The organism is Pseudomonas solani (assembly GCF_026072635.1).
Lineage (GTDB): Bacteria > Pseudomonadota > Gammaproteobacteria > Pseudomonadales > Pseudomonadaceae > Metapseudomonas > Metapseudomonas solani.
This window is the reverse complement of sequence record NZ_AP023081.1, coordinates 5,887,841-5,912,789: the sequence shown is the minus strand read 5'-3', so window position 1 is coordinate 5,912,789 and position 24,949 is coordinate 5,887,841. Positions and strand designations below refer to the sequence as shown.

Sequence of the window (24,949 nt, the reverse complement as noted above, 5' to 3'; positions counted from 1 at the left end):
CAGTCGTTGCGCCGGGGGAAGAGCGGCATGGATGCCGCGAGAGGCGCGCCAGGCCATGGATGGCCCATCGCGCCGGCCCCCGATAGCGACGATGGAGTGAGGGAACCCCGGCGAAGCCGGGGCCGGATGATGGGGCAAGCCCTTTTGGTTCCTTTTAAGTGGTTCGGCATTCCGACGATTGTTAAAAGGGACTCGCCCGGGTGGGCGAAACCAGAAGCACCAACAAAACTCGGCAATCAGTTGGGTCCAAATCTTCTAGCAACACTTAACGCAGACAGAGCCACTGAAATCGCCCCTACAGTCACCCCGAAAATTGCGTTGGAAGGAGGGCGCAGGGAACCCCGGGGCCTTCCTGCAATCTCTGATAACGCTTTGTTACCGCTGCCCGGGCCGTTGCGTTTGACCTGGGCTTTTGCCTTCACCAAGCTACGCGCTTCGCCACCACTGCCCAGGAATCCCCCGCGTGTCCCCAGCTTTCCGCCACTGGCGCCGAACCCTTTTCTGCCTCATTCCCCTTGCTGCGCTGCTGTCAGGTTGCGACCAGGGCGAGCCCGAGAAGCCCCAGCCGCCGGTCAAGGCCACCACCTACCTCGCCGTCGACTGGAGCCAGGTGCCCGCCACGGCCGACCAGGAGCTGCTCAACGGCTTCGCCGCCTGGCGCTCGGCCTGCACTCGCCTGGCCAAGGACCCGGTCTGGTCCGCCACCTGTGCCGCCGCGGCGCCGGTGCCCATGGAAGCCAGCGCCGTCCGCGCCTTTCTCGGTGCCAACCTGCAGCCCTATAGCCTGCGTTCGGCGGAGAAGGGCGAGCACGGCCTGATCACCGGCTACTACGAGCCGGTCTACCCCGGCCACCTGCAACGCACCGAACAGGGGCAGGTGCCGGTCTATGGCGTGCCGGACGACCTGATCGTCGTCGCCCTTGACGAGATCTACCCCGAGCTCAAGGGCAAGCGCCTGCGTGGCCGCTTGGAAGGCCGGGTGCTCAAGCCCTACGACGATGCCGCCGCCATTCGTGGCGAGGGCGTCAAGGCCCCGGTGCTGGCCTGGCTCAATGACCCGATGGACCTGCAGTTCCTGCAGATCCAGGGCTCCGGGCGCATCCAGCTGGACGATGGCCGCCAGCTGCGCATCGGCTACGCCGACCAGAACGGCCACCCCTATCGCCCCGTTGGCCGCTGGCTGGTGGAACAGGGGCTGCTGCAGAAGGAGGAGGTGAGCATGGGCCGCATCCGTGACTGGGCTGTCGCCAACCCCGGCCGGGTCGATGAGCTGCTGGCCAGCAACCCCAGCTATGTGTTCTTCAGTGCCCGCCCGGACAGCAACGAAGGCCCCCGAGGCTCCCTCAACGTGCCCCTCACCGCCGGCTACAGCGTGGCCATCGACCGCAAGGTGATCCCCCTCGGCAGCCTGCTCTGGCTTTCCACCACCCGCCCGGACGGCGCCCCCGTGGTACGCCCGGTGGCGGCCCAGGACACCGGCGGCGCCATCGTCGGCGAAGTGCGCGCGGACCTGTTCTGGGGCTCCGGCCACGAGGCCGGCGAACTGGCCGGCAACATGAAGCAGGAAGGGCGCATCTGGATGCTCTGGCCCAAGGGCATGGCGCCGCCCGAAACGCCCTGAACCTGGGCGGTACTCGACTATCCGCAGGAAAAGGAGATTTCCATGAGCGACTACATCCTCCTGAACAAGGCCAACTGGGACCAGCGCGCGGTGCTTCACGCCACCTCGCGCGGCTATGACGCGGCGGCCTTCGTCGCCGACCCGCAGCACCTCTCCGAGGTGGTGCGCTTCGACCTGCCGCGCCTCGGCGACATCAGCGGCCTGCGCGGCGTGCACCTGCAGTGCCACATCGGCACCGACACCCTGTCCCTGAGCCGGCTCGGCGCGCAGATGTGCGGGCTGGATTTCTCGCCGCAATCCATCGCCGAGGCCCGTTCCCTGGCCGAGCGGTGCGGCACGCCGCTGGAATGGCTGGAGTCGGACGTGTACGACGCCGACCAGGTGCTGGAACCCGGCGCCTTCGACCTCGTCTACACCGGTATCGGCGCGCTCTGCTGGCTGCCCAGCATCGAGCGCTGGGCCCGCGTCGTGGCCTCGCTGTTGAAGCCGGGCGGGCGCCTGTTCATTCGCGAGGGCCATCCGATGATGTGGGCGATAGACGAGGAGCGGGAGGACACCCTCCATGTCGACCTACCGTACTTCGAACGGGCCGAGCCGCTGGTCTGGGAATGCGACACCACCTACGTGGAGTCCCCCGACACGCTCACCGCCACCGTCACCCATATCTGGAACCACGGCCTGGGCGAGATCATCACCGCATTGCTCAGCCATGGCATGGAGATCACCGCCCTGGAAGAGCACCAGAGCCTGCCCTGGAACGCGCTGCCCGGGCGCATGAGCCAGCACGCCGATGGCGAATGGCGCCTGGACGAGGCACCCTGGCGTCTGCCCCTGAGCTATACGTTGCAGGCGATCAAGCGCTGACGATTGCTGATTGCTGATTGCTGATTGCTGGAGGACGACCCATGAAGCCTTTTATCCCCCGTGCATTGCTCGCCCTGCTGCTCATCGCGGCCTGGTGCGCGCCGGCCCAGGCCCTGACCCTGCGTTGCAGCAAGGGCCTGGTGTTGCAGGAAGACAGCCTGGAGGAGGTGCTGCGCAAGTGCGGCGAGCCGGACAAGCGCGTGCGCACGCTGCCGGCCCTGCGCAACAACGGCGTGCCCAAGCTCAACGCGGTGACCGTGGACATCTGGACCTACGGCCCGCGCAACGGCATGACCCGCGAGCTGCACTTCATCGAAGGCAAGCTGAAGGAAGTCAGGAGCACCCGCGACTAGCCGATCGGGCGGGCGCGCGCCGCCCGGGCCACGTAGAATCGCGCCCCTGAATCTTTCCTCGAGGTCGCAAGGTGGAACTAGAGCAGGGCTTCGTCCTGACCCGGCACTGGCGCGATACGCCCGCGGGCACGGAAGTGGGCTTCTGGCTGGCGACCGATGACGGCCCCCGCTACCTGCGCCTGGCGCCGCAGACCTCCGTGGCCTTCCTCCCCGCCGAGCAGCGCGAGCGCGCCGAAGCGCTGCTGAAGAACGAGCGTGGCGTCGAACTGCGGCCCCTGGGGCTCTGCGATTTCCGCCACCGCCCGGTGCTCGGCCTCTATTGCCAGCAGCACCGGCAACTGATCGGCCTGGACAAGAGCCTGCGCCAGGCCGGTGTCGACGTCTTCGAGGCCGATATCCGCCCGCCCGAGCGCTACCTGATGGAGCGCTTCATCACCGCCCCGGTGCTCTTCGGCGGCACGCCCGATGCCGAGGGTGCACTGATGGACGGGCAGATGAAGCCGGCGCCCGACTACCGTCCGCGCCTGCGCCTGGTGTCCCTGGACATCGAGACCACCCTCCACGGCGAGCTCTACTCCATCGCCCTGGAAGGCTGCGGCCAGCGCCAGGTGTACATGCTCGGCCCGGCCAACGGCGATGCCCGCGAGGTGGACTTCGACCTGGAGTACTGCGACGACCGCGCACAGCTGCTCGAACGCCTCAACCAGTGGCTGGTGGAGCATGACCCGGATGCCATCATCGGCTGGAACCTGGTGCAGTTCGACCTGCGCGTGCTCAACGAGCACGCCAAGCGCCTCAAGGTGCCCCTGCGCCTGGGGCGCGGTGGCGAGGCCATGGGCTGGCGCGAGCACGGCAGCCGCAACAACCACTACTTCGCCGAAGCCCCGGGGCGGCTGATCATCGACGGCATCGAGGCGCTGCGCTCGGCCACCTGGAGCTTCCCCTCGTTCAGCCTGGAGAACGTCGCCCAGACCCTGCTCGGCGAGGGCAAGGCCATCGACACCCCCTACCAGCGCATGGACGAGATCAACCGCATGTTCGCCGAGGACAAGCCCGCCCTCGCGCGCTACAACCTCAAGGACTGCGAGCTGGTGACGCGCATCTTCGAGAAGACCGAGCTGCTCACCTTCCTCCTCGAACGGGCCACGGTCACCGGCCTGCCCGCCGACCGCAGCGGCGGCTCGGTGGCCGCCTTCTGCCACCTGTACATCCCGCTGATGCACCGCCAGGGCTTCGTCGCGCCCAACCAGGGCGAACGCATGCCCGAGGCCAGCCCGGGCGGCTTCGTCATGGACTCGCGCCCCGGCCTGTACGAGTCGGTGCTGGTGCTGGACTACAAGAGCCTGTACCCCTCGATCATCCGCACCTTCCTCATCGACCCGGTGGGGCTGGTGGAAGGGCTGCGCCAGCCCGGTGACGAGCACTCGGTGCCGGGCTTCCGCGAAGCGCGTTTCTCACGCACGCGGCACTGCCTGCCGGCCATCGTCGAGCGGGTGTGGCAGGGGCGCGAGACGGCCAAGCGCGAGCACAACCAGCCGCTGTCCCAGGCGCTGAAGATCATCATGAACGCCTTCTACGGCGTGCTCGGCTCCAGCGGCTGCCGCTTCTTCGACCCGCGCCTGGCCTCGTCCATCACCCTGCGCGGCCACGAGATCATGCGCCGCACCCGCGCGCTGATCGAGGCGCAGGGGCACCAGGTGATCTACGGCGACACCGACTCCACCTTCGTCTGGCTCGGCCGCGCCCATGGCGAGCAGGAGGCGGCCGCCATCGGCCGGTCGCTGGTGCAGCGGGTCAACCAGTGGTGGCGCGAGCACCTGCAGCAGGAATACGGCCTGGAAAGCGCGCTGGAGCTGCAGTACGAAACCCACTACAGCCGCTTCCTGATGCCCACGGTGCGGGGCGCGGAGGAGGGCAGCAAGAAGCGCTACGCCGGGCTGGTGACGCGTGCCGACGGCAGCGAGGAGATGGTCTTCAAGGGGCTGGAAACGGTGCGCACCGACTGGTCGCCGCTGGCCCAGCGCTTCCAGCAGGAGCTGTACCTGCGCATCTTCAACCGCGAGCCCTACCAGGACTATGTGCGCGACTACGTGCGCCGCACCCTGGCCGGCGAGCTGGACGAGCTGCTGATCTACCGCAAGCGCTTGCGCCGGCGGCTGGACGACTACGAGCGCAACGTCCCGCCCCATGTGCGTGCCGCGCGCCTGGCCGATGACTACAACCAAAGCCAGGGGCGCCCGCGCCAGTATCAGAACGGCGGCTGGATCAGCTACCTGATCACCGTCGCCGGGCCCGAGCCCCTGGAGAACCGCCGCGCGCCCATCGACTACGACCACTACGTCACCCGCCAGCTGCAGCCGGTGGCGGATGCCATCCTGCCCTTCGTCCAGGGCGACTTCAGCAAGCTGATCGACGGCCAGCTCGACCTGTTCTGAGCCGGGGTCGGGTCAGTCGGGCAGGTTGACCAGGGGAATCGCTTCGCCGCCGGTGCGGTTCTGCTGGCGTTCGTCCATCCACTCGGCGACCCGGGCACCGAACTCGGCGGGCACCTTACGGCCCACGCGGCGGGAAATATCGAGGATGGTCTGCTGGGCCAGCGCCTCTTCCATGCGCTTCTGCGCCGTCAGCATCACCGCATGGATGGAGCAGGTGCCTTCCAGCGCCCAGTCCGGCGGCGAACCTTCGAACAGGGCGCAGCGCCCGCGGATATCCCGGCATTCGAAGATCGACTTGTGCCCATCGATGGCGCGGACGATATCCAGCACGGTGATCTCGTCCGAAGGGCGGGCCAGGCGGAAGCCGCCGCGCACGCCTTCGGTCGCTGCCACCAACCCGGCCTTGGCCAGCTTGGTGAACACCTTCGCCAGGTACTCCTGGGGCACGCCCTGCAGTTCGGCCATGTCGCGCACGCTGGCTTCGCGGCTGTCACCGCGTTCGTCCACGAGAAAGAGCAGGCAGTGGATGCCGTACTCGACCCCTGCGCTGTAAAGAGACATTCATAACTCCGACTGTTTGTGTCGCATATATTCTGCGATCTGTTCCCATGCATCTCAAGGTCCGCTGCGGCTTCGGCGATGGGCGGGGCTGCCGTCCGTCCGCTCCAACACTGTTGTTCAGTGCCTTGGAGGCTGCAGAAAGGTGCGCCCTTGAGCGGTGCAGCCAGCAGCATGGCGAGCGAGGTACTGGAGGGCAAAGAAAAAATACTTGTCGCCATAAACTACGATCAATATAGTCGTAGATGTGAGCGGCTGATGGCGCCACACGAACAGCAGTACCCGGACATGCAGTTGGCGCCACTCGTAGCCCCGTCCCTATTCGAACCGAATACGACCCTTACCTCTTTGGAGATACGAACATGAAACAACGCATCCTGATCGTCGGCGCTGGCTTCGGTGGCATGTGGAGCGCCCTCAGTGCCACGCGCCTGCTGGACATCCATGGCCGCACCGATGTCGAGGTCAGTGTCCTCGCGCCCCAGGCCGAACTGCGCGTGCGTCCGCGTTTCTACGAAGCCGGCGTGCACCGCATGAAGGCGCCGCTGGGCGAGCTGTTCGCCGCCGTCGGCGTGAACTTCGTCAAGGGCCTGGTGGACCGCATCGATGTGGCAGGCAAGCGCGTGGCCTACCGCGACGAGCAGGGCGCTCCGGCCGAGCTGGCCTACGACCGCCTGGTACTGGCCACCGGCAGCAGCGTGGTGCGACCGAAGATGGCGGGCGTCGAGCACGCCTTCGACGTCGACCAGATCGAAGAGGCCGTGCGCCTGGAAGAGCACATCCGCTCGCTGGGCGCGCTGCCGGCCTCCAAGGCGCGCAACACGGTGGTGGTCGCCGGTGGCGGCTTCACCGGCATCGAAACCGCCGCCGAGATGCCGGCCCGCCTGCGTGAAGCGCTGGGCGCCGACGCTGAGGTGAGGGTGGTGGTGGTCGACCGTGGCGCGCGCATCGGCGCCGCCCTGGGCGACGGCCCGCGTGCGCAGATCGTCGAAGCCTCGGAAGAGCTGGGCATCGAATGGTGCCTGGACGCCAGCGTCGCCTCGGTGGACGAAGGCGGCGTGACCCTCGCCGACGGCCGTCGCATCGAGGCCAGCACCGTGGTCTGGACCGTGGGCGTGCGTGCCAGCTCGCTGACCGAACAGATCCCCGCCGAGCGTGACGCTCAGGGCCGCCTGCACGTGGACCGCAACCTCAAGGTGATCGGCCAGGACGACGTCTTCGCCACCGGTGACGTCGCCTACGCCGCCTCCGACGACCTGGGCAACTTCGCCCTGATGTCCTGCCAGCACGCCATCGCCCTGGGCCGCTCTGCCGGCAACAACGTCGCTGCCAACCTGCTCGGCGTCGAGCCGATCCCCTACAGCCAGCCCAAGTACGTCACCTGCCTGGACCTGGGCGCCTGGGGCGCGGTGTTCACCGAAGGCTGGGACCGCCAGGTCAAGCTGGTGCGTGAGGAGGGCAAGCAGCTGAAGACCCAGATCAACAGCGTGTGGATCTACCCGCCGGCCGCCAACCGCGCCGAAGCCCTGGCCGCCGCCGACCCGGCGATCCCGGTCGTCGCATAAGCCACGGCGTCACCCCAGCCCCGACGGTCGCAGGACCGGCGGGGCTTTTTGCATTGATGGGTTTCGCGGGGCTCGCGGAACGCCGCTCGGCCCGCCCACGAAGGCGCGTATGCACACCCGTAGGATGGGTAGAGCGGAGCGAAACCCATGGGGTTGCGAGCCCATAGACGAGTCGCCCCCGGGCACCGCCCGTAGGAGCGAGCTCTGCTCGCGAAGCGCCTCGCATCAAGCCGGCCGCTGCATCACCACCAGGCGCAGGGCGAGGGCGCCGAACAGGCTGGCCAGGCCCCATCTCTGCAGGCTGGCGAAGCGGCCACGGCCGTTGAGGCGGTGTGCCATGGCTCCGCCCACCAGGCCGAGGGCGGCATGGAAGAGGAAGGCCAGCAGGGTGAGCAGGGCGCCCAGCAGCAGGAGCTGCTCGGCGATGGGGCCGCGCTCGGGCACCACGAACTGTGGCAGGAAGACGATGAAGAACAGCAGCGCCTTGGGGTTGAGCAGGCTGTTGAGGGTGGCGCGCATCAGCACCGTCCGCAGCGGCAGCGGCGCGACGCCTGTGTCGCCGGCGGTGGCGCTGCTGCGCAGGGTCTTCCAGGCCATCCAGGCGAGGTAGAGCGCGCCGGCGAAACGGATGATGTCGAAGGAGGGCGGCCAGGCCGCCACCAGGCCGGTGATGCCGGCGGCGGTGAGCAGGGTCAGGGTCGCATCCGCCAGGCTGATGCCCAGCGCCGCCGCCAGGCCACCGCGCCAGCCGCAGGAAACCCCGTGGCTGATGACGAAGGCCATGTTCGGCCCCGGCGAGATCAGCAGCAGCGCCACCGCACAGGTGAAGATGACGAAGGTGTCGAGGTCGAGCATGGCAGCGGTCCTGGCGAGGGCCGCGGGTGCGGCCGGTCGCGCAACACTACCGGGCCGTCGCCGGCATCACCCGCTACAGCTGCGCGGTTTTTTCATGGCACACCCGGTGTCAGTCAGGGCAGGGTGAGCGCCGGCGTGGTCACCAGGGTCAGGCTCTGCAGGGTGCAACTGCCCCAAGGCAGGCTGGTCGCCGACAGGCTGTTGCTGGCGTTGCTCCAGGTGGTGGCCAGCGTTGCGGCGCTGCAGGTCACGGTGCCGATCTTGATGCCCATATTGCTGACATTCACGGTCGTGACGCTGGTCGGTTGCCAGGGCCAGGGCAGGCCTTGCGGGGCAATGTTCGCGCAGAGCGGGTTGCTGCCGGTCAGGGTGGCGGCCGTCACGGAGGCGCCACCGCCGGGGTTGGCGACCCCATGCACCGTGAGCGTGCAGGTGACCGCCGGCAGCACCGGGTTGTACTTCACGCTGAAGGGGCCGGTGGCGGTGAAGGCGCCGCCCGGGGTGAAGGCGGAGGAGACCAGGGACCAGATGGCCAGGCCGAGCAGGGCCAGTATCTTCAGGGCGGCTTTATAGGGGTTCATCGTGTCGTTCCTTGTCAGCATGCGGATGCCCCGTTGGCTGTCCTTGGCCCGGGGCGGTAGGCGCAGGCTAGACCCATCCAAGACGCTGCCCAGCCAGCCAAAGGATGGCGTCGCCGGATCACTCGCCTGGCCCATGGGAAGAAGTTACCCAGGGCGCAGGGCGATCCCCGCTCGACGCGCTTCGGGCGGCTCTCTAATATGCAACCATTCGCTTGGATATCCGGACCGCGCCTTGACCACCTCCAACCCCATCACCGACACCGCTGCCTCCACCGGCGATCGCACCCTGCTGCTGATCAAGACCCGGGGTCCGGTGTCCACCGCCGCCCTGGCACAGGCCCTGGAGATGACGCCGGAGGCGGCGCGCCAGCAGGTGCAGAAGCTGGTGGCCGCAGGGCTGGTGGAAGGCCGCCAGGAGCCGGCATCCGGTGCCGGGCGGCCGAGGCAGAACTGGGTGCTCACCGATGCCGGTTACGCCCGTTTCCCGGATACCCACGCGCAGCTCACGGTGCAGTTGATCGGCTCGGTGCGCCAGCTGTTCGGCGAAGAGGGGCTGGACCGCCTGATCTGCCAGCGCGAGGCGGAGTCCCGCGCGGTCTATCGCCAGGCCTGCAGCAGCCGCAGCCTGCCCCGGCGCCTGGAGCAGCTGGCGGCGGTGCGCTCGACCGAGGGCTACATGGCGCGGGTGGAGCGGGATGGCGAGGATTGGCTGCTGATCGAGGACCACTGCCCCATCTGTGTGGCGGCACGGAGCTGCCAGGGCTTCTGCCGCTCCGAGCTGCAACTGTTCCAGGAAGTGGTGGGCGAGGAGGCCGAGGTGGTCCGCGAGCAGCACCTGCTGGCCAATGCCTCCCGCTGCGTCTACCGCATCAGCGCACGATGACTTTCATACTCCCGGGCTGAAGCCCGGGCTAGCCGTAGTCGCGCCAGCGCTTGCGGGCGTGCTGGTAGGCGGCCAGGTCGGCGTAGCCGAGCTGTTCGGCGATCTCCGCGCGGCCCAGGCCCTGCAACTCCAGGTGCTGTTCCAGTTCGCCACGTACCAGGTCGAGCAACTGGCGGAAGGTCAGGCCCTGCTCCTCCAGGCGCCGGCGCAAGGTACGCGGGCTCTGGTGCAGGGCTTCGGCCTGGTTCTCCAGGCTCGGCGCTTCACCCCGTGCCAGGCTGCGGCGCACGCCGCTGGCGACCCGGGCGGCCCAGCCGCTGAGCTGGTGCTGGCGGGCCAGGCGGCGGTCGAGTTCGCTGGTCAGCAGGTCGAGCATGCCGGGGTTGTGTCCCTGCATCGGCAGGCTGAGGGTGGTCGGGGCGAAGTACAGGCGGTTGTGGTCGCAGCCGAACTGCAGGTCATCGCCGAACCAGGCCCGGTATTCGGCGTGATAGGCGGGGCGGGGGTAGGTGAAGCAGGCCCGTGCCGGTGTCACCTCGACGCCTGTGCCCCGGCGCAACTGGGTCAGCGCCATCACGTTGTAGTGCTCGACCACATAGCGGGCCAGGCCCTCGGGCGCGTCGATGCGCAGCTCCACGGCGACGCCACCGGCATCTTCCACCAGCGCCAGGTTCTCCATGTCCGAAGCCAGCGGTGCATAGCGCGCCCAGCAGGCGACGGCCTGGGCGACGTCGAGGCAATACAGGCACAGCTGGGTAAGCACGTGCAGGTCCCGCGAGGTGAACCGGGCGAACAGGTGCAGGCCGATGGCGGGGTCGTGGCGCGCGGCATCCGCCCAGAGCTGCTCCAGCTCCACCAACTGGTAGTCGCGCTGTGGGCCTCGGGACTGTGCATCGAGGTAACGCTCCAGCACCTGGCCCATGGCGCCGCGATGGAAGCGCCGGACCGGCGACTTGGCCTCGATTCGGATGTTTCTGTCCTCTTCTCGCATAGGTCGGGCGGGTGTCCTGGTTTCTCATGGCTGGGCAATGCCCCTGTCGGGCCGGAACGAGATTGCCATGAATACAACAACGCTCGCCAATAACCCCACGCTGATAGTCGCCGCCATCTTCCTGGGGTTCATCCTGCTGGAAATAGCCTGTGCCTGCTTTCGCCAACCCGAGGGTCGGCGCCGTGACGCGCTGATCGAGATCATCGGCTCCAGCCTGCTGCTGGGCTTCACCTTCCCCTGGTGATGACCATCAGCGCCAGGCTGCTGGACCACTTCGTGCCCGAGGCGAAAGGCAGCCTGGCCGGCCTGCCCTGGCTGGCGGGGTTCGCGCTGTTCCTGGTGTTCGATGACCTCACCCAGTACGCCTGGCACCGCCTGGCCCACCGCGTGCCGCTGCTCTATGCCCTGCACCGGGCACACACTCGGCGCCCTACATGAGCATCCGCATCGTCTACCGCAACAACAGCTTCTACTACCTGCTGATGCCGGGCCTGTGGTTGAGCGGGATGCTCATCCACATGGGGCTGGCGCCGGTCTACTACGTCTACCTGATCCTCAAGATGTGCGTGATCTTCGGCGCCCACAGCAGCGTGCCCTGGGACGACAGGCTTTACCGCATCCGCCCCCTGCGGCCGCTGATGTGGCTGCTGGAACGGACCATCTCCACGCCCTCCACCCACTCGGCCCACCACGGCCTCAGCGCCGACGACGGCGTGACCCATTACAAGGGCAACTACGGCAACCTGCTGTTCTTCTGGGATGTGCTGTTCGGCACGGCGAAGATCACCCGCCGCCGCCCCGAGCGTTACGGCATCGAGCACCTGCGCCCGGTGAGCTGGCAGCACGAGCTGTTCTGGCCTGTGGTGCGCGAGCGCGCACCGGAGCCGGAGACGGCTCCGGCCGAGGAGGCGGGTAAAGCTGCCGGTTGACGGTGAAGCCTGGAGCGGCGCTAGGTATCATCCGCCGATCCCCAGCCCGGCCCTTGTGCCGGGCTTTTCCATTCCCCGGAGCGCCCATGGACAAGCTGCTGGCCCTGAAGATGTTCGTCGCCGCCGTGGACGCCAAGGGCTTCTCGGCAGCCGCACGGCGCCTGGGCCTGGCCACCTCCTCGGTCACGCGCATGGTCGATGCCCTGGAGCAGGAGCTGGGCACGGTGCTGCTCAACCGCTCCACGCGGCAGGTGACGGTCACCGAGGCCGGTGCCGCCTATTACCAGAGTTCGCGCCAGGTGCTGGAGTATGTGGCCGAGGCCGATGCCTCGGTGATGGACGGCGGCGAGGAGCCCAGCGGGCCGCTGCGGGTTTCGCTTCCCAGCGCCTTCGGCCGCTGCCTGATTTCGCCCAGGATCGGTGAGCTGCTGCGCCGTTACCCGCGCCTGGAACTGGATATCACCCTGACCGACGAGATCGTCGACCTGCTCGGCGAGCGGGTGGACCTGTCCATCCGCCTCGGTGCGGCGGCGCCCATGGACGGCGTGGTCGCCCGCAGCCTGGGGCAGTTCCGTCGCCATGTGGTGGCCAGCCCGGCCTACCTGGCGGAGCACGGCACGCCCGGACAGCCGCTGGACCTGGCCGAGCACGACTGCCTGCGCTTCAACTACGGTGCGGCCCGCCAGGTCTGGACCTTCAGCGGCGAGGATGGCGAAGTCCGCGTACCGGTGCGTGGGCGCATGCGCAGCAACAACGTCGAGGTGCTGCGCGACGTGGCGCTGGCCGGGTCGGCGGTGGCGCTGCTGCCGGACTGGCTGGTGGATGCGGATATCGCTGCCGGCCGCCTGCTGCCGCTGTTCCCCGAGCACCTGGTCAACCCGGACGACACCAGCGCGGTGATCAGCGCGCTCTACCTGCCCAGCCAGCGGGGTTCGCGGCGGGTCGCGGCGTTCATCGAGTTCGTCGGCGGCTTGCTCTAGCGGCTGGCATTGCGCAAAAGGCAAAGCCGCTTTGCGCCCCGGGCGGATTCCCTCCACCCGCCACCTTGCCCAGGATAGGCGCCTCGAACCGTTACACCCTGAGGACCGTTGGATGAACCCTGCCAGCCATTTCGCCACCCATGCCCCCAGGCGCTCAGCCGGGGCCTGGTGCTGCTCTTCGCCTTCTGCTGCGGCGCCATCGTCGCCAACATCTACTACGCCCAGCCGATCATCGAGCTGATCGCCCCCGATGTCGGCATCTCCACCCACGGCGCCAGCCTTATCGTCTCCCTGACCCAGGTCGGCTATGCCCTTGGGCTTTTCTTCCTGGTGCCCCTGGCGGACCTGCTGGAGAACCGCCGGCTGATGCTCGCCACCCTCTGCGTCAGCGTCCTCGCCCTGGTGGGCATGGCCCTGGCCGACGCGCCCGCCGTCCTGTTGCTGGTCTCGGCCCTGATCGGCTTCAGCTCGGTCTCGGTGCAGATGCTGATCCCCCTGGCCGCGCACCTGGCGCCCGAGGAATCCCGGGGCCGGGTAGTCGGCGGGATCATGGGCGGGCTGCTGCTGGGCATCCTCCTGGCGCGGCCGCTGTCCAGCGTGGTGGCTGACCACTTCGGCTGGCGCGCGGTGTTCTTCGGCGCCGCCGGGCTGATGCTGCTGATCGCCCTGGTGATGGCCATGGCGCTGCCCAGCCGGCGCCCCGACCACCGCGCCAGCTACGGCCAGTTGCTGGCTTCGCTCTGGCACCTGTTCCGCCGCGAGCCGGTGCTGCGCCAGCGCTCGCTGTACCAGGCGCTGATGTTCGGCACCTTCAGCCTGTTCTGGACCGCCGTGCCGGTGGAGCTGGCCCGCAACCATGGGCTGTCCCAGTCGCAGATCGCGCTGTTCGCCCTGGTCGGCGCCATCGGTGCGGTAGCTGCCCCCATCGCCGGGCGCCTGGCGGATGCGGGGCACACCCGGAGCATGTCGCGCTGCGCCATGCTGCTAGCGATGCTCAGCTTCCTCCCGGCCCTGTTCGGGCTGCCCTGGGGCGTGGTCGGCCTGGCGCTGACCGGCGTGCTGCTGGATTTCGCCGTGCAGATGAACATGGTGCTCGGCCAGCGCGAGGTCTATGCCCTGGATGCCGCCAGCCGCGGCCGGCTGAACGCGCTGTACATGACCAGCATCTTCATCGGTGGCGCCGTCGGTTCGTCCATCGCCAGCCTGCTGTACGAGCAGGGCGGCTGGCTGGCCATCGCCGCCCTTGGTGCCGCGTTGCCGCTGCTGGCCCTGGTCGCTTTCGGCCTGCACACCCGCCTGGCCACGCGGAGCCAGGTCCAGGCGGGATAACGGCCTGTTGGGTGGCACCTGTAGGGGTGAGTTCATTCGCCCAGCAGGCCGCAGGTCTGCCCTGGCTCGGTGCCCCCTGTGGCACCGCCTGGTGGATGAGAAAAGCGCCATCCACCCTACGCACCGGTCAGCTTCGTGGCTGCGGATACGCCCTTGTAGGAGCGGCTTCAGCCGCGAAAGACCTGACGCCGGCACCGGGCCGGGATGGGCGCAATCGATTTCGCTGATATCCACTAGTGACCGATTGCGTTTCTCCGGGCGGGGAGGTGACGCGACACTGGCCCCGTCGAATCACTCACCCATCCCCACAGGAGAATCCATCATGAGCCGCTACTTCACCGCCACCCTGCTTGCCGCCGTCGTCGCCAGCAGCGCCTTCAGCGTCAGCGCCGCCGACCATCATTCCACCATCGAACGTGCCTTCAAGGACGCCGCCAGCGACCGCGCTTCCGTCAGCGAAACCCAGGTCGACCGTGGCAACAGCAGCGAAGAGCAGCGCAAGGGCCTGCCGCGCTGGTGGCATTGATTCCATCGAGTTCCATGGATGCAGAAGGGCGCCTCGAGGCGCCCTTCATCGTTTCTGGGCAGGTCCGGCGCCAGGCTAGCTGGCGGTGCGCACCGGCAGGCGGATGTTGTACGCCTCGGTGAAGGCCTGGGCGGACATGGGCCGGGAGAACAGGTAGCCCTGGCCCTCGCCGCAGCGCTCCAGCTTGAGACGAGCGCGCTGGGCTTCGCTTTCGATGCCCTCGGCGATGGTCTCCAGGTCGAAGCTGCGGGCCATGTCGAGGATGGCGCGGACCACCGAGGCGTCCCGGCGTGACTCCAGGATGCCCTGGACGAAGGAGCGGTCGATCTTGATCCGGCTCAGGGGGTAGGTCTTGAGCAGGATCAGCGAGGCGTAGCCGGTGCCGAAGTCGTCGAAGGCGATGCCTACGCCGTGGGCCCGCAGGCGCTGCAGGGTTTCCAGCACGATGTCGTCGTTGTCCAGCACGATGTTCTCGGTGACTTCCAGTTCCAGGGACTCCGGGGGCAGGCCATAGCGGGCCAGCGCCTCCAGCACCTCGGTCACCAGGTCGCCGACGCGGAACTGGGCGCTGAACAGGTTCACGCCCATGCGTATGTCCTCGGCGCCGTTGTTGCGCCAGAAGGCTAGTTGCGCGCAGGCCTCGTCGAGTATCCAGCTGCCCACGCTGGCCGCCAGCGGGCCGCCCTCCAGGGCCGGCAGGAAGGCCGCAGGCGGCAGCAGCCCGCGCTCGGGGTGCTGCCAGCGGATCAAGGCTTCGGCGCCCCGTAGGGAACCGTCGCTGAGGCGCACCTGGGGTTGGTAGAAGAGCACGAACTCGCGGTTCTCCACTGCACGGTGCAGCTCCATGGCGTGTAAATGGCGGCTCACCGCCTCCATGCGCAGTTCGGGGGTAAAGGCGGCCACCTGGCTGCGGCCGACGCCCTTGGCCTTGAACAGCGCCAGGTCGGCGTCACCCACCAGCTCCAGTGCTTCCAGGGCGTGCAGGGGCGCCAGGGCCAGGCCGCAACTGGCCGCGACCCGCACCTCGTGGCCGTCCACCAGGATGGGCTGGGCGATGTCGCTGATGGCGTTCTGCGCCACCAGCAGCGCGGACTCGGCCTGGGTGATGCCGGTGAGCAGCAGGGCGAACTCGTCGCCGCCGATGCGTGCCACCAGGTCGCCGGGGCCGGCAATGGCGGCCAGGCGGTTCGCCACTTCGCGCAGGATGCCGTCGCCGATCAGGTGGCCCAGGGTGTCGTTGACGTCCTTGAAGCCGTCCAGGTCGATCATCAGCACCGTCACCGGCTCGGCCGCTAGCAGCGCCTCTTCGGCACGGCGGTAGAAGCAGCCGCGGTTGGCCAGGCCGGTAAGGGCGTCGAAGGTGGCCAGGCGGCGCAGCTCGGCCTCTTCCTGTCGGCGCTGGCTGTTGTCGCTGAGCACCGCCTCGAAGCGCGGGTAGCCCTTTTCGCTCCAGGAGAACAGCGACAGGCCCAGGTCGAATTCGCTGCCGTCCTTGTGCAGGCCCTTGAGGGTGGTGGGTGTGCTCAGGTCGGCCAGGTAGCCGGCGGTCACGGCACGGCGGATCAGCGCCAGGAAGGACGGGCGCTCGGCCACGGCCAGCAGCGCCTCCACCGGCAGCCCGGCGCCTTCCTCGGGGGCGTAGCCCAGCAGGTCGGCGGCGGCGGGGTTCCAGGCGAGGATATGGCCCCGGTGGTCGAACCAGAGCACCGGGGTGTCGGAGTGGCCGGCGTAGCTCTCGAAGGCCGGGCGCTTGCGCTCGGCGCTCACTTCGATGCGGCGCAGCTCCAGGCGGTCGGTGGCCATGCGCGCCAGCTCCCGCAGGCGCTCACGGTCTTCTTCGGAGAAGTCCTGGTGGGGCTGGTCGTCGATGATGCACAGCGCGCCCAGGGGCAAGCCCTCGGCGGAGAGCAGCGGCACTCCGGCGTAGAAGCGCAGGTTGGTGGGGCCCAGCACCAGGGGGTTGTCGTGGAAGCGGTCGTCCTGGGTGGCATCCGGCACCACCATGACCTGGTCCTGGGTGATGGCATGGGCACAGAAGGACACGTCGCGGTCCATGTCCACCTCGCCGACGCCGGTGCTGGCGGCGAAGAACACGTGGTCGCTGCCGATCATGTTCACCGCGGCCACGGGCATGTCGAACATGCGTGCGGCGATGCGCACCACGGGGTCCAGGCTGGGGACCATGCGTTCGTCGTCGAGACCGTAGTCGACGAGGGCACGCAGGCGTTCGGCTTCGTTCGGCAGCTGCGAGGGACAGCGCATGGCAACCTCCTGTCGATGATTTCTCCCTGTTGCAACGGACTAAGGATAGATGCGCCTTACGCCCTGCCAGCGGTGGACGCACACGAGCGGACGGACGGTTTCCAGGCGGCGGATCTCTCTGCTTCAACCTTCTGGGGTCTGCTCGCGCAACTTCGCCAGGCGTCGGTGGACCAGCATCAGCGCCACGGAGGTGCCCTGGCGCACCGGTGCGTCGAGCCTTGCGCTGAACACCGGCGGCGGGTCGATGGCCCCGCCGGCTTCCAGCTGGCTGGCGATGCGCTCCAGCTCGTAGATGCCGTCGCCCTCCGCAGGCTGCGCCGCGCGGGCCTGGGCGATCGCCAGGTCGAGCCGTTGCGTCAGGTCTTCGAGCGGGCCGGTGTCGAACAGTTGCCTGGCCAGTTCCAGGCCGGCGAGGTGGGAATGGTCGGGCGTCTTGTGCATGCGAGCGTCCTGTTGGCGTTAACGGGTAGACCGTGGCGCTCGTGGGTTGCTCAAGGAATTTGACGTGCCGCTGTCCCGCTGCAAGAACATACAAGACGCCCCGGCCGTGGTCGGCCGAAACTGGCGGCCCGAGAATGCCGTGCGAGCCCGAGATGACCCTGCATATCCAAACCCCGTTGATCCATTCCCGCCCCCTCAGCCTCGCCGCCGGTACCGAGGTGTGGCTGAAGCTGGAGGCCCTGCAGCCGTCGGGCTCGTTCAAGTTGCGCGGCATCGGTGCCGCCTGCGAGGCCCATGCACGGCAGGGCAAGCGGCGCTTCATCTCGTCCTCCGGTGGCAACGCGGGCATCGCCGTGGCCTATGCCGGGCGCTGCCTGTCGATCCCGGTCACGGTGGTGGTGCCGCAAACCACTACCGAGCGCGCCAAGGCGCTGATCCGCCAGGAGGGCGCCGAGGTGATCGTCCACGGCGCCGCCTGGCACGAGGCCAATGCCCTGGCGCAATCGATGCTGGGCGCGGCCGATGCCTTCATCCACCCCTTCGATGACCCGCTGCTCTGGCAGGGCCATGCGAGCCTGGTGGACGAGGTGGCCGCCAGCGGTTTTCGCCCGGACGCGGTACTGCTCTCGGTGGGCGGTGGTGGCTTGTTCAGCGGCGTGGTGGAGGGCTTGCAGCGCAACGGCTGGAATACCGTGCCGGTGATCACCGCCGAAACCACGGGCGCGGCGTCCTTCGCCCGGGCGCTGGAAGCGGGACGGCGGATCGAACTGGAGCGCATCGACAGCGTGGCCACCTCGCTCGGCGCCAGGCAGGTGTGCGAGCGGGCCTTCGCGCTGGGGCGCAGCCACCCGGTGCAGGCGCAGGTGGTGAGTGACCGGGCGGCGCTGGAGGCCTGCGAGCGCTTCCTCGATGAGCAGCGCATCCTCGTCGAGCCGGCCTGTGGCGCGGCGTTGGCCCTGGCCTATGCCGGGAACGAGGCGCTGCGGGTCCATGGGCGGGTGATGGTGGTGGTGTGTGGCGGGGTCACCGCCACGCTGGAACAGATAAGCGCCTGGAAGGCCGCCCAGCCCTGAGGCCGAGCGGTTGGGTGCTTACTTGACGCCCTGGTCCTCGATGCGGTCGGCGTCGAACAGGGTTTCCAGCTCGGCACGGGCTTCGCGGGCGGTCTGCATCACTGCAGCGGCGTCGCCATGGACCTTGTGCTGGGCCGCCAGCACTTCCTCGTCGTGGCGCTGGAAGCGGCGGATGCGTGCATTGGCCTGCTCCTCGTCCAGGCCCATGCCGATGAGCACCTGGCGGCTCATCTCCAGGCTGGAATAGAAGGTCTCGCGCACCGGCAGGGCGCCGAGGTCGAGCAACTGGTGCACATGCTGGCGGTCGCGGGCGCGGGAAATGATCTTCAGGTGCGGGTAGAGGCGACGCACCAGCTCGGTGGTCTTCAGGTTGGTCACCGGATCGTCGGTGGCGATGATGAAGAACTCGGCCTTGTCGACCTTGGCCGCGCGGAGGATCTCCGGGCGCAGCGGGTCGCCGTAGAAGATCGGCATGCGGCCCAGGCTGCGGGACAGCTCGATGGTTTCCACCGAGGTGTCCAGGGCCAGGAAGGGCACGCGCTGGGCGCGCAACACCCGGGCGACGATCTGGCCCATGCGGCCGGTGCCGGCGATCACCACGCGGGGCGAGTCGCTTTCGATCTTCTCGTATTCCGGCGGCACGTTCACCGGCGCGGGCTTGGCCTTGAACACGCGGTTGATGGCGAGGATCAGCAGCGGCGTCAGCGCCATGGACAGGGTGATGGCCAGCACCAGGAAGCCATGCAGCTGCGCGTCGAACAGACCCTGGTCGCGGGCCATCTTGAACACCACGAAGGCGAACTCACCGCCGGCGGCCAGCACCACGCCCAGGCGCAGCGCGCTCTCGCGGGTGAGGCCTCCGGCGCTGCGGCCCACCAGGAACAGCACCGGGAACTTGAGGCCGATCAGCAGCGCAGTGAGGCCCAGCACCAGCAGCGGTTGGCCCAGCAGCAGGCTGAGGTCGGCGCTCATGCCCACGCTGATGAAGAACAGCCCCAGCAGCAGGCCCTTGAACGGCTCGATCTGGGCTTCCAGCTCATGGCGGTATTCCGAGTCGGCCAGCAGCAGGCCGGCGAGGAAGGCCCCCAAGGCCATGGAAATGCCCGCCAGCTCCATCAGCCAGGCGGTGCCGATCACCACCAGCAGCGCGGTGGCGGTGGACACCTCCTGCAGGCCGGTGCGGGCGACGATGCGGAACACCGGGCGCAGCAGGAAGCGACCACCGATCACCACCAGCCCGATGCTGCCGACCACCTCGGCGAGGTGGGCCAGCTGGCCGCCGTCGTCGCGGGCGGCGGTGGCACCGCTGAGCAGCGGGATCAGGGCGATCAGCGGGATGGCCGCGATGTCCTGGAACAGCAGGATGGCGAAGGCCAGGCGGCCGTGGGGGCTGGTCAGCTCCTTGCGCTCGGCGAGTATCTGCAGGCCGAAGGCGGTGGAGGAGAGCGCCAGGCCCAGGCCCAGCACCACGGCGCTCTGCCAGGAACGGGCGAAGGCCAGGTAGGCGATGCCGGCGATCAGCGCGCCGGTGAGCAGCACCTGGGCCAGGCCGACGCCGAACACCGAGCGCCGCATCACCCAGAGGCGCCGGGGCGAGAGCTCCAGGCCGATGATGAAGAGCAGCAGCACCACGCCCAGTTCGGACAGGTGGGCGACGTTCTGCGGGTCGCTGACCAGGCGCAGGACGGAGGGACCGATCAGCACGCCGGCCAGCAGGTAGCCGAGCACGGCCCCCAGTTGCAGGCGCTTGGCGAGAGGCACGGCAAGGACGGCGGCGAGCAGGAAGACCACGGCGACCTGCAACGGGCTGCCTTCATGGGGCATGGGAAGTTCCTTGGGCAAACGGTAAGAAAGGTCCGACGGAGCGGCGGAGGGCGCAAGAATAGGGGGTGGGGGCCGCCGCTGTCACGGTGCGGCCCTGTGTCCGGTTGGCGCGGGTCAGTCTTCGGGGGCGTCGAAGATGGCCTCGATGGGCAGGGTGAAGACCCTGGCGATGCGGAATGCCAGGGGCAGGCTGGGGTCGTAGCGACCGGTTTCGATGGCGTTCACCGTCTGCCGTGAAACCCCCAGGTGCCCGGCCAGCTCGGCCTGGGACCAGCCCGCCGCGGTGCGCAGTTCGCGTACGCGGTTGATCAACGGTAGCGCCTCGTGCCGATGAAGGCGCCCAGGGCCCAGAGCGGGCCCATCAGGCTCCATACCATGAACATCGACAGGCGTGGGAAGCCGGCGGTTTCCAGGAAGCCGTAGGAGAAGGTGATCAGCGCGGTGCCGAGGAAGGCGATGCCGAGGGCTTCGAGCTGGATCATCCGGCCCATCTCGTCAAGCTGGCGCAACTGCCGCAGCACGGCGATGGCCACTGCCACCAGGGGGATCACCGGCAGCACGGCGAGCAGGGTCTTGCCGACGCCTGGCTGCAGGTCGCCCAGGAAGAGGGAGGTGACCACCACCGTGACGACATAGAGGGTCATGGAGAGGCCGAACTCCAGGGCGAAGCGTTTGCGTGGGGACATGATGGAATCCTCGGATGGAAAGCGTGCTTTACATTATGCGGCGCGCTTTTTTGAGTCAAGGACGCTTTACATCGATTCGTGCACAGCTATGCTGCTGCGGTCTTCAACAAGGAGCCCGATGCCATGAAGGTGCTGCGCCTGGTCGCCAATTTCGCCACCCTCGATCCCGCCGCGCTGGCGGATTTCTACCGCCGCCTGCTGGACCTCGATGTGGTGATGGACCATGGCTGGATCGTCACCCTGGCCTCCCCGGAGGACGTGCGCATGCGCCCGCAGCTGGGCCTGGCCAGCGAAGGCGGCTCGGGCACGCCGGTGCCGGAGCTCTCGGTCGAGGTGGACGATGTGGCGGAGGTGCACCGCCGGGCCGAGGCCCTGGGCGCCGAGATCGCCTACCCGCTGAGCGATGAGCCCTGGGGCGTGCGGCGCTTCTTCGTGCGGGACCCGGCGGGGCGCCTGCTGAATGTGCTGGAGCACCTGTAGCGGGCCGCGTTTGCACGGATGCGGGGGCTCGGGTGGGTGTGGTGCCCCCGGGCTGAAGCCCGGGCTACATCCGGGCTGCGCGCCTCGACGTGATCGCTCTACAATCGGCCTCCCCACTGCACGCGCCAGGGAACCATGACCGGCACCCTCACCGAAAAAGGCACCATTTCCGTCCAGCTGGTCCGCGAGGCCCTGCAGGAGCTGCGTGCCCGTGGCCTCGATGCGCAGCCGCTGCTGCTGCACGCCGAGATCGCCGCCGAGGCGCTGGAGCGGCCCTATGGGCGGGTCTCCACGCAGCAATACGCGCGGCTCTGGCTGGGCCTGGCACAGCGGATGGACGATGAGTTCTTCGGCATGAACGCGCGGCGGATGAAGTCCGGCAGCTTCGCCTTCATGGCCCGCGCGGCCTTGAAGGAAGCCAGCCTGGGGGATGCGCTGGAGGGCATCCTCGGCTTCCTCGGCCTGGTGTTCGATGGCCTGTCGCCGCGCCTGGTGCGCCAGGGCGGCATGGCGGAGATCGTGCTGGAGGAGGCGCCGGGCGAGTCCCAGCGCGCCTTCGCCTATTTCACCCTGTGGATGATCGTCCACGGCCTGGCCTGCTGGCTGGCCGGGCGGCGCATTGCCATCCTCGCCATCGACCTGCGCTGCGCGGCGCCGGACTACATCGAGGACTACCGGGTGATGTTCAGCGACAACCTGCGCTTCGGCCGGCCGCGCACGCGCCTGTTGTTCAATGCCGACTGCCTGGCGTTGCCGGTGCGCCGTGGCGAGCGCGAACTCAAGCGCTTCCTCGGCGGTGCGCCGGCCAACATCCTGGTGCGTTACCGCGACCCGCAAAGCCTGGCGGCGCGCATTCGTGCCTACCTGCGTAGCCTGCGTCCCGAGCGCTGGCCGGACCTGGAGGCGCTCTCCAGCCATTTCTACATGGCGCCTTCGACCCTGCGTCGCAAGCTGGCCCTGGAAGACCAGTCCTACCAGGCGCTCAAGGACCAGGTGCGCCGCGACCTGGCCATCGCCCGCCTGGACAGCGGCGAGGGCAATTTCGCCGAACTGGCCTTCGAGCTGGGCTTCGCCGACGCCAGCGCCTTCTACAAGGCCTTCCGCAAATGGACCGGCACTACGCCCGGTCAGTACCGCGAGCTGATGCAGCCGAGCCCGCCGTCGGGCTGAGCTGGCCACTGGCCGTTGTCAAAAGCGCTCGCCCAGGTTGGCGCCATTCGACATTGCCCCTGGGCAACGCCGGTCCGAAGATTCCGCTCACTACAAGAACAATGCGGAGTCACCGTCCATGCGCGACTACCACGAGGCTGCACGCCGATTCGACCTGGCCGACGCTTTCGCCGGCACCCTGGCGGGCACGCCGGACGCCCTCAACGCCTGCATCGAATGCTGTGACCGCCACGCCGAACCGGGGCGCGTGGCACTGGTTTGGGAAGGCCGTGACGGCCGCCGCGAGGACTGGACCTTCACCCGGCTGAAGGAGGCCAGCGCACGCTTCGCTCATTACCTGCGCGAACAGGGCATCGGCCCGGGGGATTGCGTCTCCGGCCTGCTGCCGCGCACGCCCGAGTTGCTGGTCACCATCCTCGGCACCTGGCGCATCGGCGCCGTCTACCAGCCCTTGTTCACCGCCTTCGGCCCCAAGGCCATCGAGCACCGCCTGCAATGCGGCCAGTCGCGCCTTGTGGTGGTGGACGCCGCCAACCGCGCCAAGCTGGATGAAGTGGCCCAGGTGCCGGCGATCCTCACGGTCGGTGGCAGCGAGCCGGCTGGCTGCGCCTTCTGGAATGCCCTGGCACAGCACGACGACGATTTCGAGCCGGTGCTGCGCCGTGCCGATGATCCGTTCCTGCTGATGTGCACCTCGGGCACCACCGGGCTGCCCAAGGCGCTGCAGGTGCCGCTGCGGGCGATCCTCGCCTTCGTCGGCTACATGCGCGATGCGGTGGGCCTGCGCGAGGACGACCGCTTCTGGAACCTGGCCGACCCGGGCTGGGCCTACGGGCTTTACTACGCAGTGACCGGCCCTCTGGCCCTGGGCCACGCCACCACCTTTTACGAGGGTGGCTTCAGCCTCGAAAGCACCTGCCGGATCATCCGCGAGCTGGGCATCACCAACCTGGCCGGCTCGCCCACGGCCTTCCGCCTGCTGCTGGCGGCGCGGGAGCAGGTGGAGCCGGAGCTCAAGGGCCGGCTGCGCGCGGTGAGCAGTGCCGGCGAGCCGCTGACCCCGGAGGTGATCCGCTGGTTCGGCGAGGGCCTGGGCACCCCCATCCACGACCATTACGGCCAGACCGAACTGGGCATGGTGCTGTGCAACCACCACGAGCTGGCGCACCCGGTGCGCATCGGCGCCGCCGGTTTCGCCGTGCCCGGCCACCGCGTGGTGGTGCTGGACGACGCCCATCGCGAGCTGCCGGCGGGGCAGCCGGGCATCCTTGCCATCGACCGCGCCCGCTCGCCGCTGTTCTGGTTCCCCGGCTACCTGGGCGGCACCACCAAGGCGTTCGTCGGCGACTACTACCTGAGCGGCGACACCGTGGAGCTGAGCGCGGACGGCAGCATCGCCTTCGTCGGCCGCTCGGACGATGTGATCACCACCTCCGGCTACCGGGTCGGGCCCTTCGATGTGGAGAGCGCGCTGATCGAGCACCCGGCCGTGGTCGAGGCGGCAGTGATCGGCAAGCCGTGCCCGGAGCGCACCGAGCTGGTCAAGGCCTTCGTCGTGCTCAAGCCCGGCCATGCCGCTGATGCAGGCCTGGCGGAGGCCCTGCAGCAGCATGTGCGCAAGCGCCTGTCCGCCCATGCCTACCCCCGCGAGATCGAGTTCGTCGCGGAACTGCCCAAGACACCCAGCGGCAAGATCCAGCGCTTCCTGTTGCGCAACCAGGAAATCGCCAGCGCCCAGGCGCGTGCCGCCCACTGACCACCAAGGAGCCCTAGACGTGCAGATAGAAAACAGAACCTTCCTGATCACCGGTGGCGGCTCCGGCCTCGGCCTGGCCACCGCCCGCACCCTGCTGCAGCAAGGCGCCCGGGTGCTGCTGGTGGACATCAACGCCGAAGCCGGTGCCGCCCGCGCCGCCGAACTGGGCGACAACGCACGCTTCCAGCGCGCCGACATCACCCGTGAAGACGAAGCCCAGGCGGCCGTTGCCGCCGCAATCGAAGCCTTCGGCGCGCTGCACGGCCTGGTCAACTGCGCCGGCATCGCCCCCGCCGAGAAGGTGCTGGGGCGCAAGGGCGTGCACGGGCTGGAGAGCTTCCGCCGGGTGGTGGAGGTCAACCTGATCGGCAGCTTCAACATGCTGCGCCTGGCCGCCGAAGCCATGGCCGGCAACGAGCCGAACGAGGAGGGCGAGCGTGGGGTGGCGATCAACACCGCCTCGGTGGCCGCCTTCGACGGGCAGATGGGCCAGGCCGCCTATTCCGCCTCCAAGGGCGGCGTCGCCGCCATGACCCTGCCGCTGGCGCGGGACCTGGCGCGCTCCGGCATCCGCGTGATGTGCATCGCCCCCGGCATCTTCGAGACGCCGATGATGGCCGGCATGCCCAGGAGGTGCGCGATTCCCTGGCCGCCGACGTGCCCTTCCCGCCGCGCCTGGGGCGCCCGGACGAGTACGCCGCCCTGGCCGCTCACATCATCGGCAACCCCATGCTCAACGGCGAGGTCATCCGCCTGGATGGCGCGCTGCGCATGGCCGCGAAATAAG

Annotated in this window: 22 protein-coding genes and 2 pseudogenes; 15 read left to right on the top strand and 9 right to left on the bottom strand. The window is 68.7% G+C overall.

Going from position 1 to position 24,949, the window contains the following annotated elements; genetic code table 11:
• Positions 1–463 precede the first annotated feature (463 nt).
• The 4 genes from mltA (at position 464) to PSm6_RS26685 (ending at position 5,273) form a co-directional block, all read left to right on the top strand.
• Complete coding sequence (gene mltA / locus PSm6_RS26700) at positions 464–1,621, top strand: murein transglycosylase A (RefSeq protein WP_043244341.1); 1,158 nt, start codon at positions 464–466, stop codon at positions 1,619–1,621.
• Between the two features lie 42 nt (positions 1,622–1,663).
• Positions 1,664–2,485, top strand: coding sequence for a class I SAM-dependent methyltransferase (locus PSm6_RS26695; RefSeq protein WP_265168749.1), 822 nt, complete (start codon positions 1,664–1,666; stop codon positions 2,483–2,485).
• Positions 2,486–2,526: 41 nt separating this feature from the next.
• Positions 2,527–2,838 (top strand): DUF2845 domain-containing protein, encoded by a 312-nt coding sequence (locus PSm6_RS26690; protein ID WP_037022034.1) that lies wholly within the window; start codon positions 2,527–2,529, stop codon positions 2,836–2,838.
• Positions 2,839–2,909: 71 nt separating this feature from the next.
• A complete protein-coding gene (locus tag PSm6_RS26685; protein WP_265168747.1) occupies positions 2,910–5,273 on the top strand; it encodes a DNA polymerase II in 2,364 nt (787 codons plus the stop codon).
• Positions 5,274–5,285: 12 nt separating this feature from the next.
• Here PSm6_RS26685 and PSm6_RS26680 read toward each other — a convergent pair whose 3' ends face one another.
• Entirely contained in the window at positions 5,286–5,834 is a 549-nt protein-coding gene (locus PSm6_RS26680; protein ID WP_043244333.1) for an RrF2 family transcriptional regulator, read from the bottom strand.
• 359 nt (positions 5,835–6,193) lie between these two features.
• Here PSm6_RS26680 and PSm6_RS26675 point away from each other — a divergent pair, with 359 nt between their 5' ends.
• Positions 6,194–7,396, top strand: a complete 1,203-nt coding sequence (locus tag PSm6_RS26675) for an NAD(P)/FAD-dependent oxidoreductase (RefSeq protein ID WP_043244330.1) — start codon at positions 6,194–6,196, stop codon at positions 7,394–7,396.
• A 225-nt stretch (positions 7,397–7,621) separates the two neighbouring features.
• Here PSm6_RS26675 and PSm6_RS26670 read toward each other — a convergent pair whose 3' ends face one another.
• Both PSm6_RS26670 and PSm6_RS26665 read right to left on the bottom strand, forming a co-directional pair.
• Complete coding sequence (locus PSm6_RS26670) at positions 7,622–8,251, bottom strand: LysE family translocator (protein ID WP_265168745.1); 630 nt, start codon at positions 8,249–8,251, stop codon at positions 7,622–7,624.
• 113 nt (positions 8,252–8,364) lie between these two features.
• A complete protein-coding gene (locus PSm6_RS26665) occupies positions 8,365–8,832 on the bottom strand; it encodes a PraA/PraB family alkane oxidation protein activator (protein ID WP_265168743.1) in 468 nt (155 codons plus the stop codon).
• 232 nt (positions 8,833–9,064) lie between these two features.
• Here PSm6_RS26665 and PSm6_RS26660 point away from each other — a divergent pair, with 232 nt between their 5' ends.
• Positions 9,065–9,715 carry a helix-turn-helix transcriptional regulator gene (locus tag PSm6_RS26660; RefSeq protein ID WP_021221053.1) on the top strand — a complete coding sequence of 217 codons (651 nt, stop codon included), beginning with the start codon at positions 9,065–9,067 and terminating at the stop codon, positions 9,713–9,715.
• Positions 9,716–9,743: 28 nt separating this feature from the next.
• Here PSm6_RS26660 and PSm6_RS26655 read toward each other — a convergent pair whose 3' ends face one another.
• Positions 9,744–10,706 carry an AraC family transcriptional regulator ligand-binding domain-containing protein gene (locus PSm6_RS26655; protein WP_043244328.1) on the bottom strand — a complete coding sequence of 321 codons (963 nt, stop codon included), beginning with the start codon at positions 10,704–10,706 and terminating at the stop codon, positions 9,744–9,746.
• 67 nt (positions 10,707–10,773) lie between these two features.
• Between PSm6_RS26655 and PSm6_RS26650 the strand changes: the two are divergent.
• The 4 genes and pseudogenes from PSm6_RS26650 to PSm6_RS26635 all read left to right on the top strand — a co-directional run bounded on the left by PSm6_RS26650 (position 10,774) and on the right by PSm6_RS26635 (position 14,470).
• A pseudogene (locus PSm6_RS26650) lies at positions 10,774–11,635 on the top strand (sterol desaturase family protein).
• Between the two features lie 86 nt (positions 11,636–11,721).
• Positions 11,722–12,615, top strand: coding sequence for a LysR family transcriptional regulator (locus tag PSm6_RS26645; protein WP_021221050.1), 894 nt, complete (start codon positions 11,722–11,724; stop codon positions 12,613–12,615).
• A 108-nt stretch (positions 12,616–12,723) separates the two neighbouring features.
• Positions 12,724–13,944, top strand: coding sequence for an MFS transporter (locus PSm6_RS26640; RefSeq protein ID WP_265168741.1), 1,221 nt, complete (start codon positions 12,724–12,726; stop codon positions 13,942–13,944).
• 322 nt (positions 13,945–14,266) lie between these two features.
• Entirely contained in the window at positions 14,267–14,470 is a 204-nt protein-coding gene (locus tag PSm6_RS26635; RefSeq protein ID WP_043244323.1) for a hypothetical protein, read from the top strand.
• Between the two features lie 75 nt (positions 14,471–14,545).
• Here the strand turns inward: PSm6_RS26635 and PSm6_RS26630 are convergent, their stop codons facing one another.
• Together PSm6_RS26630 and PSm6_RS26625 are read right to left on the bottom strand one after the other, a co-directional pair.
• Positions 14,546–16,732, bottom strand: coding sequence for a putative bifunctional diguanylate cyclase/phosphodiesterase (locus PSm6_RS26630; protein ID WP_265168739.1), 2,187 nt, complete (start codon positions 16,730–16,732; stop codon positions 14,546–14,548).
• Between the two features lie 123 nt (positions 16,733–16,855).
• Positions 16,856–17,173 carry a hypothetical protein gene (locus PSm6_RS26625; RefSeq protein ID WP_021221046.1) on the bottom strand — a complete coding sequence of 106 codons (318 nt, stop codon included), beginning with the start codon at positions 17,171–17,173 and terminating at the stop codon, positions 16,856–16,858.
• A 152-nt stretch (positions 17,174–17,325) separates the two neighbouring features.
• On the opposite strand from PSm6_RS26625, the gene PSm6_RS26620 reads away from it, so the two are divergent.
• A complete protein-coding gene (locus tag PSm6_RS26620) occupies positions 17,326–18,246 on the top strand; it encodes a pyridoxal-phosphate dependent enzyme (RefSeq protein WP_031288323.1) in 921 nt (306 codons plus the stop codon).
• An 18-nt stretch (positions 18,247–18,264) separates the two neighbouring features.
• On the opposite strand, the gene PSm6_RS26615 is transcribed toward PSm6_RS26620, so the two are convergent.
• From PSm6_RS26615 to PSm6_RS26605, 3 genes are all read right to left on the bottom strand, one after another.
• The gene (locus PSm6_RS26615) at positions 18,265–20,070 is read right to left on the bottom strand and encodes a monovalent cation:proton antiporter-2 (CPA2) family protein (protein WP_021221044.1); all 1,806 of its coding nucleotides are present in this window, start codon (positions 20,068–20,070) and stop codon (positions 18,265–18,267) included.
• A 114-nt stretch (positions 20,071–20,184) separates the two neighbouring features.
• Positions 20,185–20,382 carry a helix-turn-helix transcriptional regulator gene (locus PSm6_RS26610; protein WP_021221043.1) on the bottom strand — a complete coding sequence of 66 codons (198 nt, stop codon included), beginning with the start codon at positions 20,380–20,382 and terminating at the stop codon, positions 20,185–20,187.
• Positions 20,379–20,756: a hypothetical protein gene (locus PSm6_RS26605; protein ID WP_021221042.1), complete on the bottom strand. Its 378-nt coding sequence runs from the start codon at positions 20,754–20,756 to the stop codon at positions 20,379–20,381. The genes PSm6_RS26610 and PSm6_RS26605 overlap by 4 nt, the downstream gene beginning before the upstream one ends.
• Positions 20,757–20,879: 123 nt before the next feature.
• Between PSm6_RS26605 and PSm6_RS26600 the strand changes: the two genes are divergently transcribed.
• The 4 genes and pseudogenes from PSm6_RS26600 (at position 20,880) to PSm6_RS26585 (ending at position 24,948) form a co-directional block, all read left to right on the top strand.
• Complete coding sequence (locus PSm6_RS26600) at positions 20,880–21,236, top strand: VOC family protein (protein WP_031288322.1); 357 nt, start codon at positions 20,880–20,882, stop codon at positions 21,234–21,236.
• A gap of 135 nt (positions 21,237–21,371) precedes the next feature.
• The gene (locus tag PSm6_RS26595; protein WP_021221040.1) at positions 21,372–22,406 is read left to right on the top strand and encodes an AraC family transcriptional regulator; all 1,035 of its coding nucleotides are present in this window, start codon (positions 21,372–21,374) and stop codon (positions 22,404–22,406) included.
• A gap of 118 nt (positions 22,407–22,524) precedes the next feature.
• Positions 22,525–24,162, top strand: coding sequence for an AMP-binding protein (locus tag PSm6_RS26590; RefSeq protein ID WP_021221039.1), 1,638 nt, complete (start codon positions 22,525–22,527; stop codon positions 24,160–24,162).
• Between the two features lie 19 nt (positions 24,163–24,181).
• Positions 24,182–24,948: pseudogene (locus PSm6_RS26585) on the top strand (3-hydroxyacyl-CoA dehydrogenase).
• Position 24,949 lies beyond the last annotated feature (1 nt).

Coding starts and splice junctions, on each gene's coding strand:
- PSm6_RS26695 (WP_265168749.1), top strand. CDS start 1,664: ATGAGCGACTACATCCTCCTGAACAAGGCCAACTGGGACCAGCGCGCG.
- PSm6_RS26690 (WP_037022034.1), top strand. CDS start 2,527: ATGAAGCCTTTTATCCCCCGTGCATTGCTCGCCCTGCTGCTCATCGCG.
- PSm6_RS26680 (WP_043244333.1), bottom strand. CDS start 5,834: ATGTCTCTTTACAGCGCAGGGGTCGAGTACGGCATCCACTGCCTGCTC.
- PSm6_RS26675 (WP_043244330.1), top strand. CDS start 6,194: ATGAAACAACGCATCCTGATCGTCGGCGCTGGCTTCGGTGGCATGTGG.
- PSm6_RS26670 (WP_265168745.1), bottom strand. CDS start 8,251: ATGCTCGACCTCGACACCTTCGTCATCTTCACCTGTGCGGTGGCGCTG.
- PSm6_RS26665 (WP_265168743.1), bottom strand. CDS start 8,832: ATGAACCCCTATAAAGCCGCCCTGAAGATACTGGCCCTGCTCGGCCTG.
- PSm6_RS26655 (WP_043244328.1), bottom strand. CDS start 10,706: ATGCGAGAAGAGGACAGAAACATCCGAATCGAGGCCAAGTCGCCGGTC.
- PSm6_RS26645 (WP_021221050.1), top strand. CDS start 11,722: ATGGACAAGCTGCTGGCCCTGAAGATGTTCGTCGCCGCCGTGGACGCC.
- PSm6_RS26635 (WP_043244323.1), top strand. CDS start 14,267: ATGAGCCGCTACTTCACCGCCACCCTGCTTGCCGCCGTCGTCGCCAGC.
- PSm6_RS26630 (WP_265168739.1), bottom strand. CDS start 16,732: ATGCGCTGTCCCTCGCAGCTGCCGAACGAAGCCGAACGCCTGCGTGCC.
- PSm6_RS26625 (WP_021221046.1), bottom strand. CDS start 17,173: ATGCACAAGACGCCCGACCATTCCCACCTCGCCGGCCTGGAACTGGCC.
- PSm6_RS26620 (WP_031288323.1), top strand. CDS start 17,326: ATGACCCTGCATATCCAAACCCCGTTGATCCATTCCCGCCCCCTCAGC.
- PSm6_RS26615 (WP_021221044.1), bottom strand. CDS start 20,070: ATGCCCCATGAAGGCAGCCCGTTGCAGGTCGCCGTGGTCTTCCTGCTC.
- PSm6_RS26605 (WP_021221042.1), bottom strand. CDS start 20,756: ATGTCCCCACGCAAACGCTTCGCCCTGGAGTTCGGCCTCTCCATGACC.
- PSm6_RS26600 (WP_031288322.1), top strand. CDS start 20,880: ATGAAGGTGCTGCGCCTGGTCGCCAATTTCGCCACCCTCGATCCCGCC.
- PSm6_RS26595 (WP_021221040.1), top strand. CDS start 21,372: ATGACCGGCACCCTCACCGAAAAAGGCACCATTTCCGTCCAGCTGGTC.
- PSm6_RS26590 (WP_021221039.1), top strand. CDS start 22,525: ATGCGCGACTACCACGAGGCTGCACGCCGATTCGACCTGGCCGACGCT.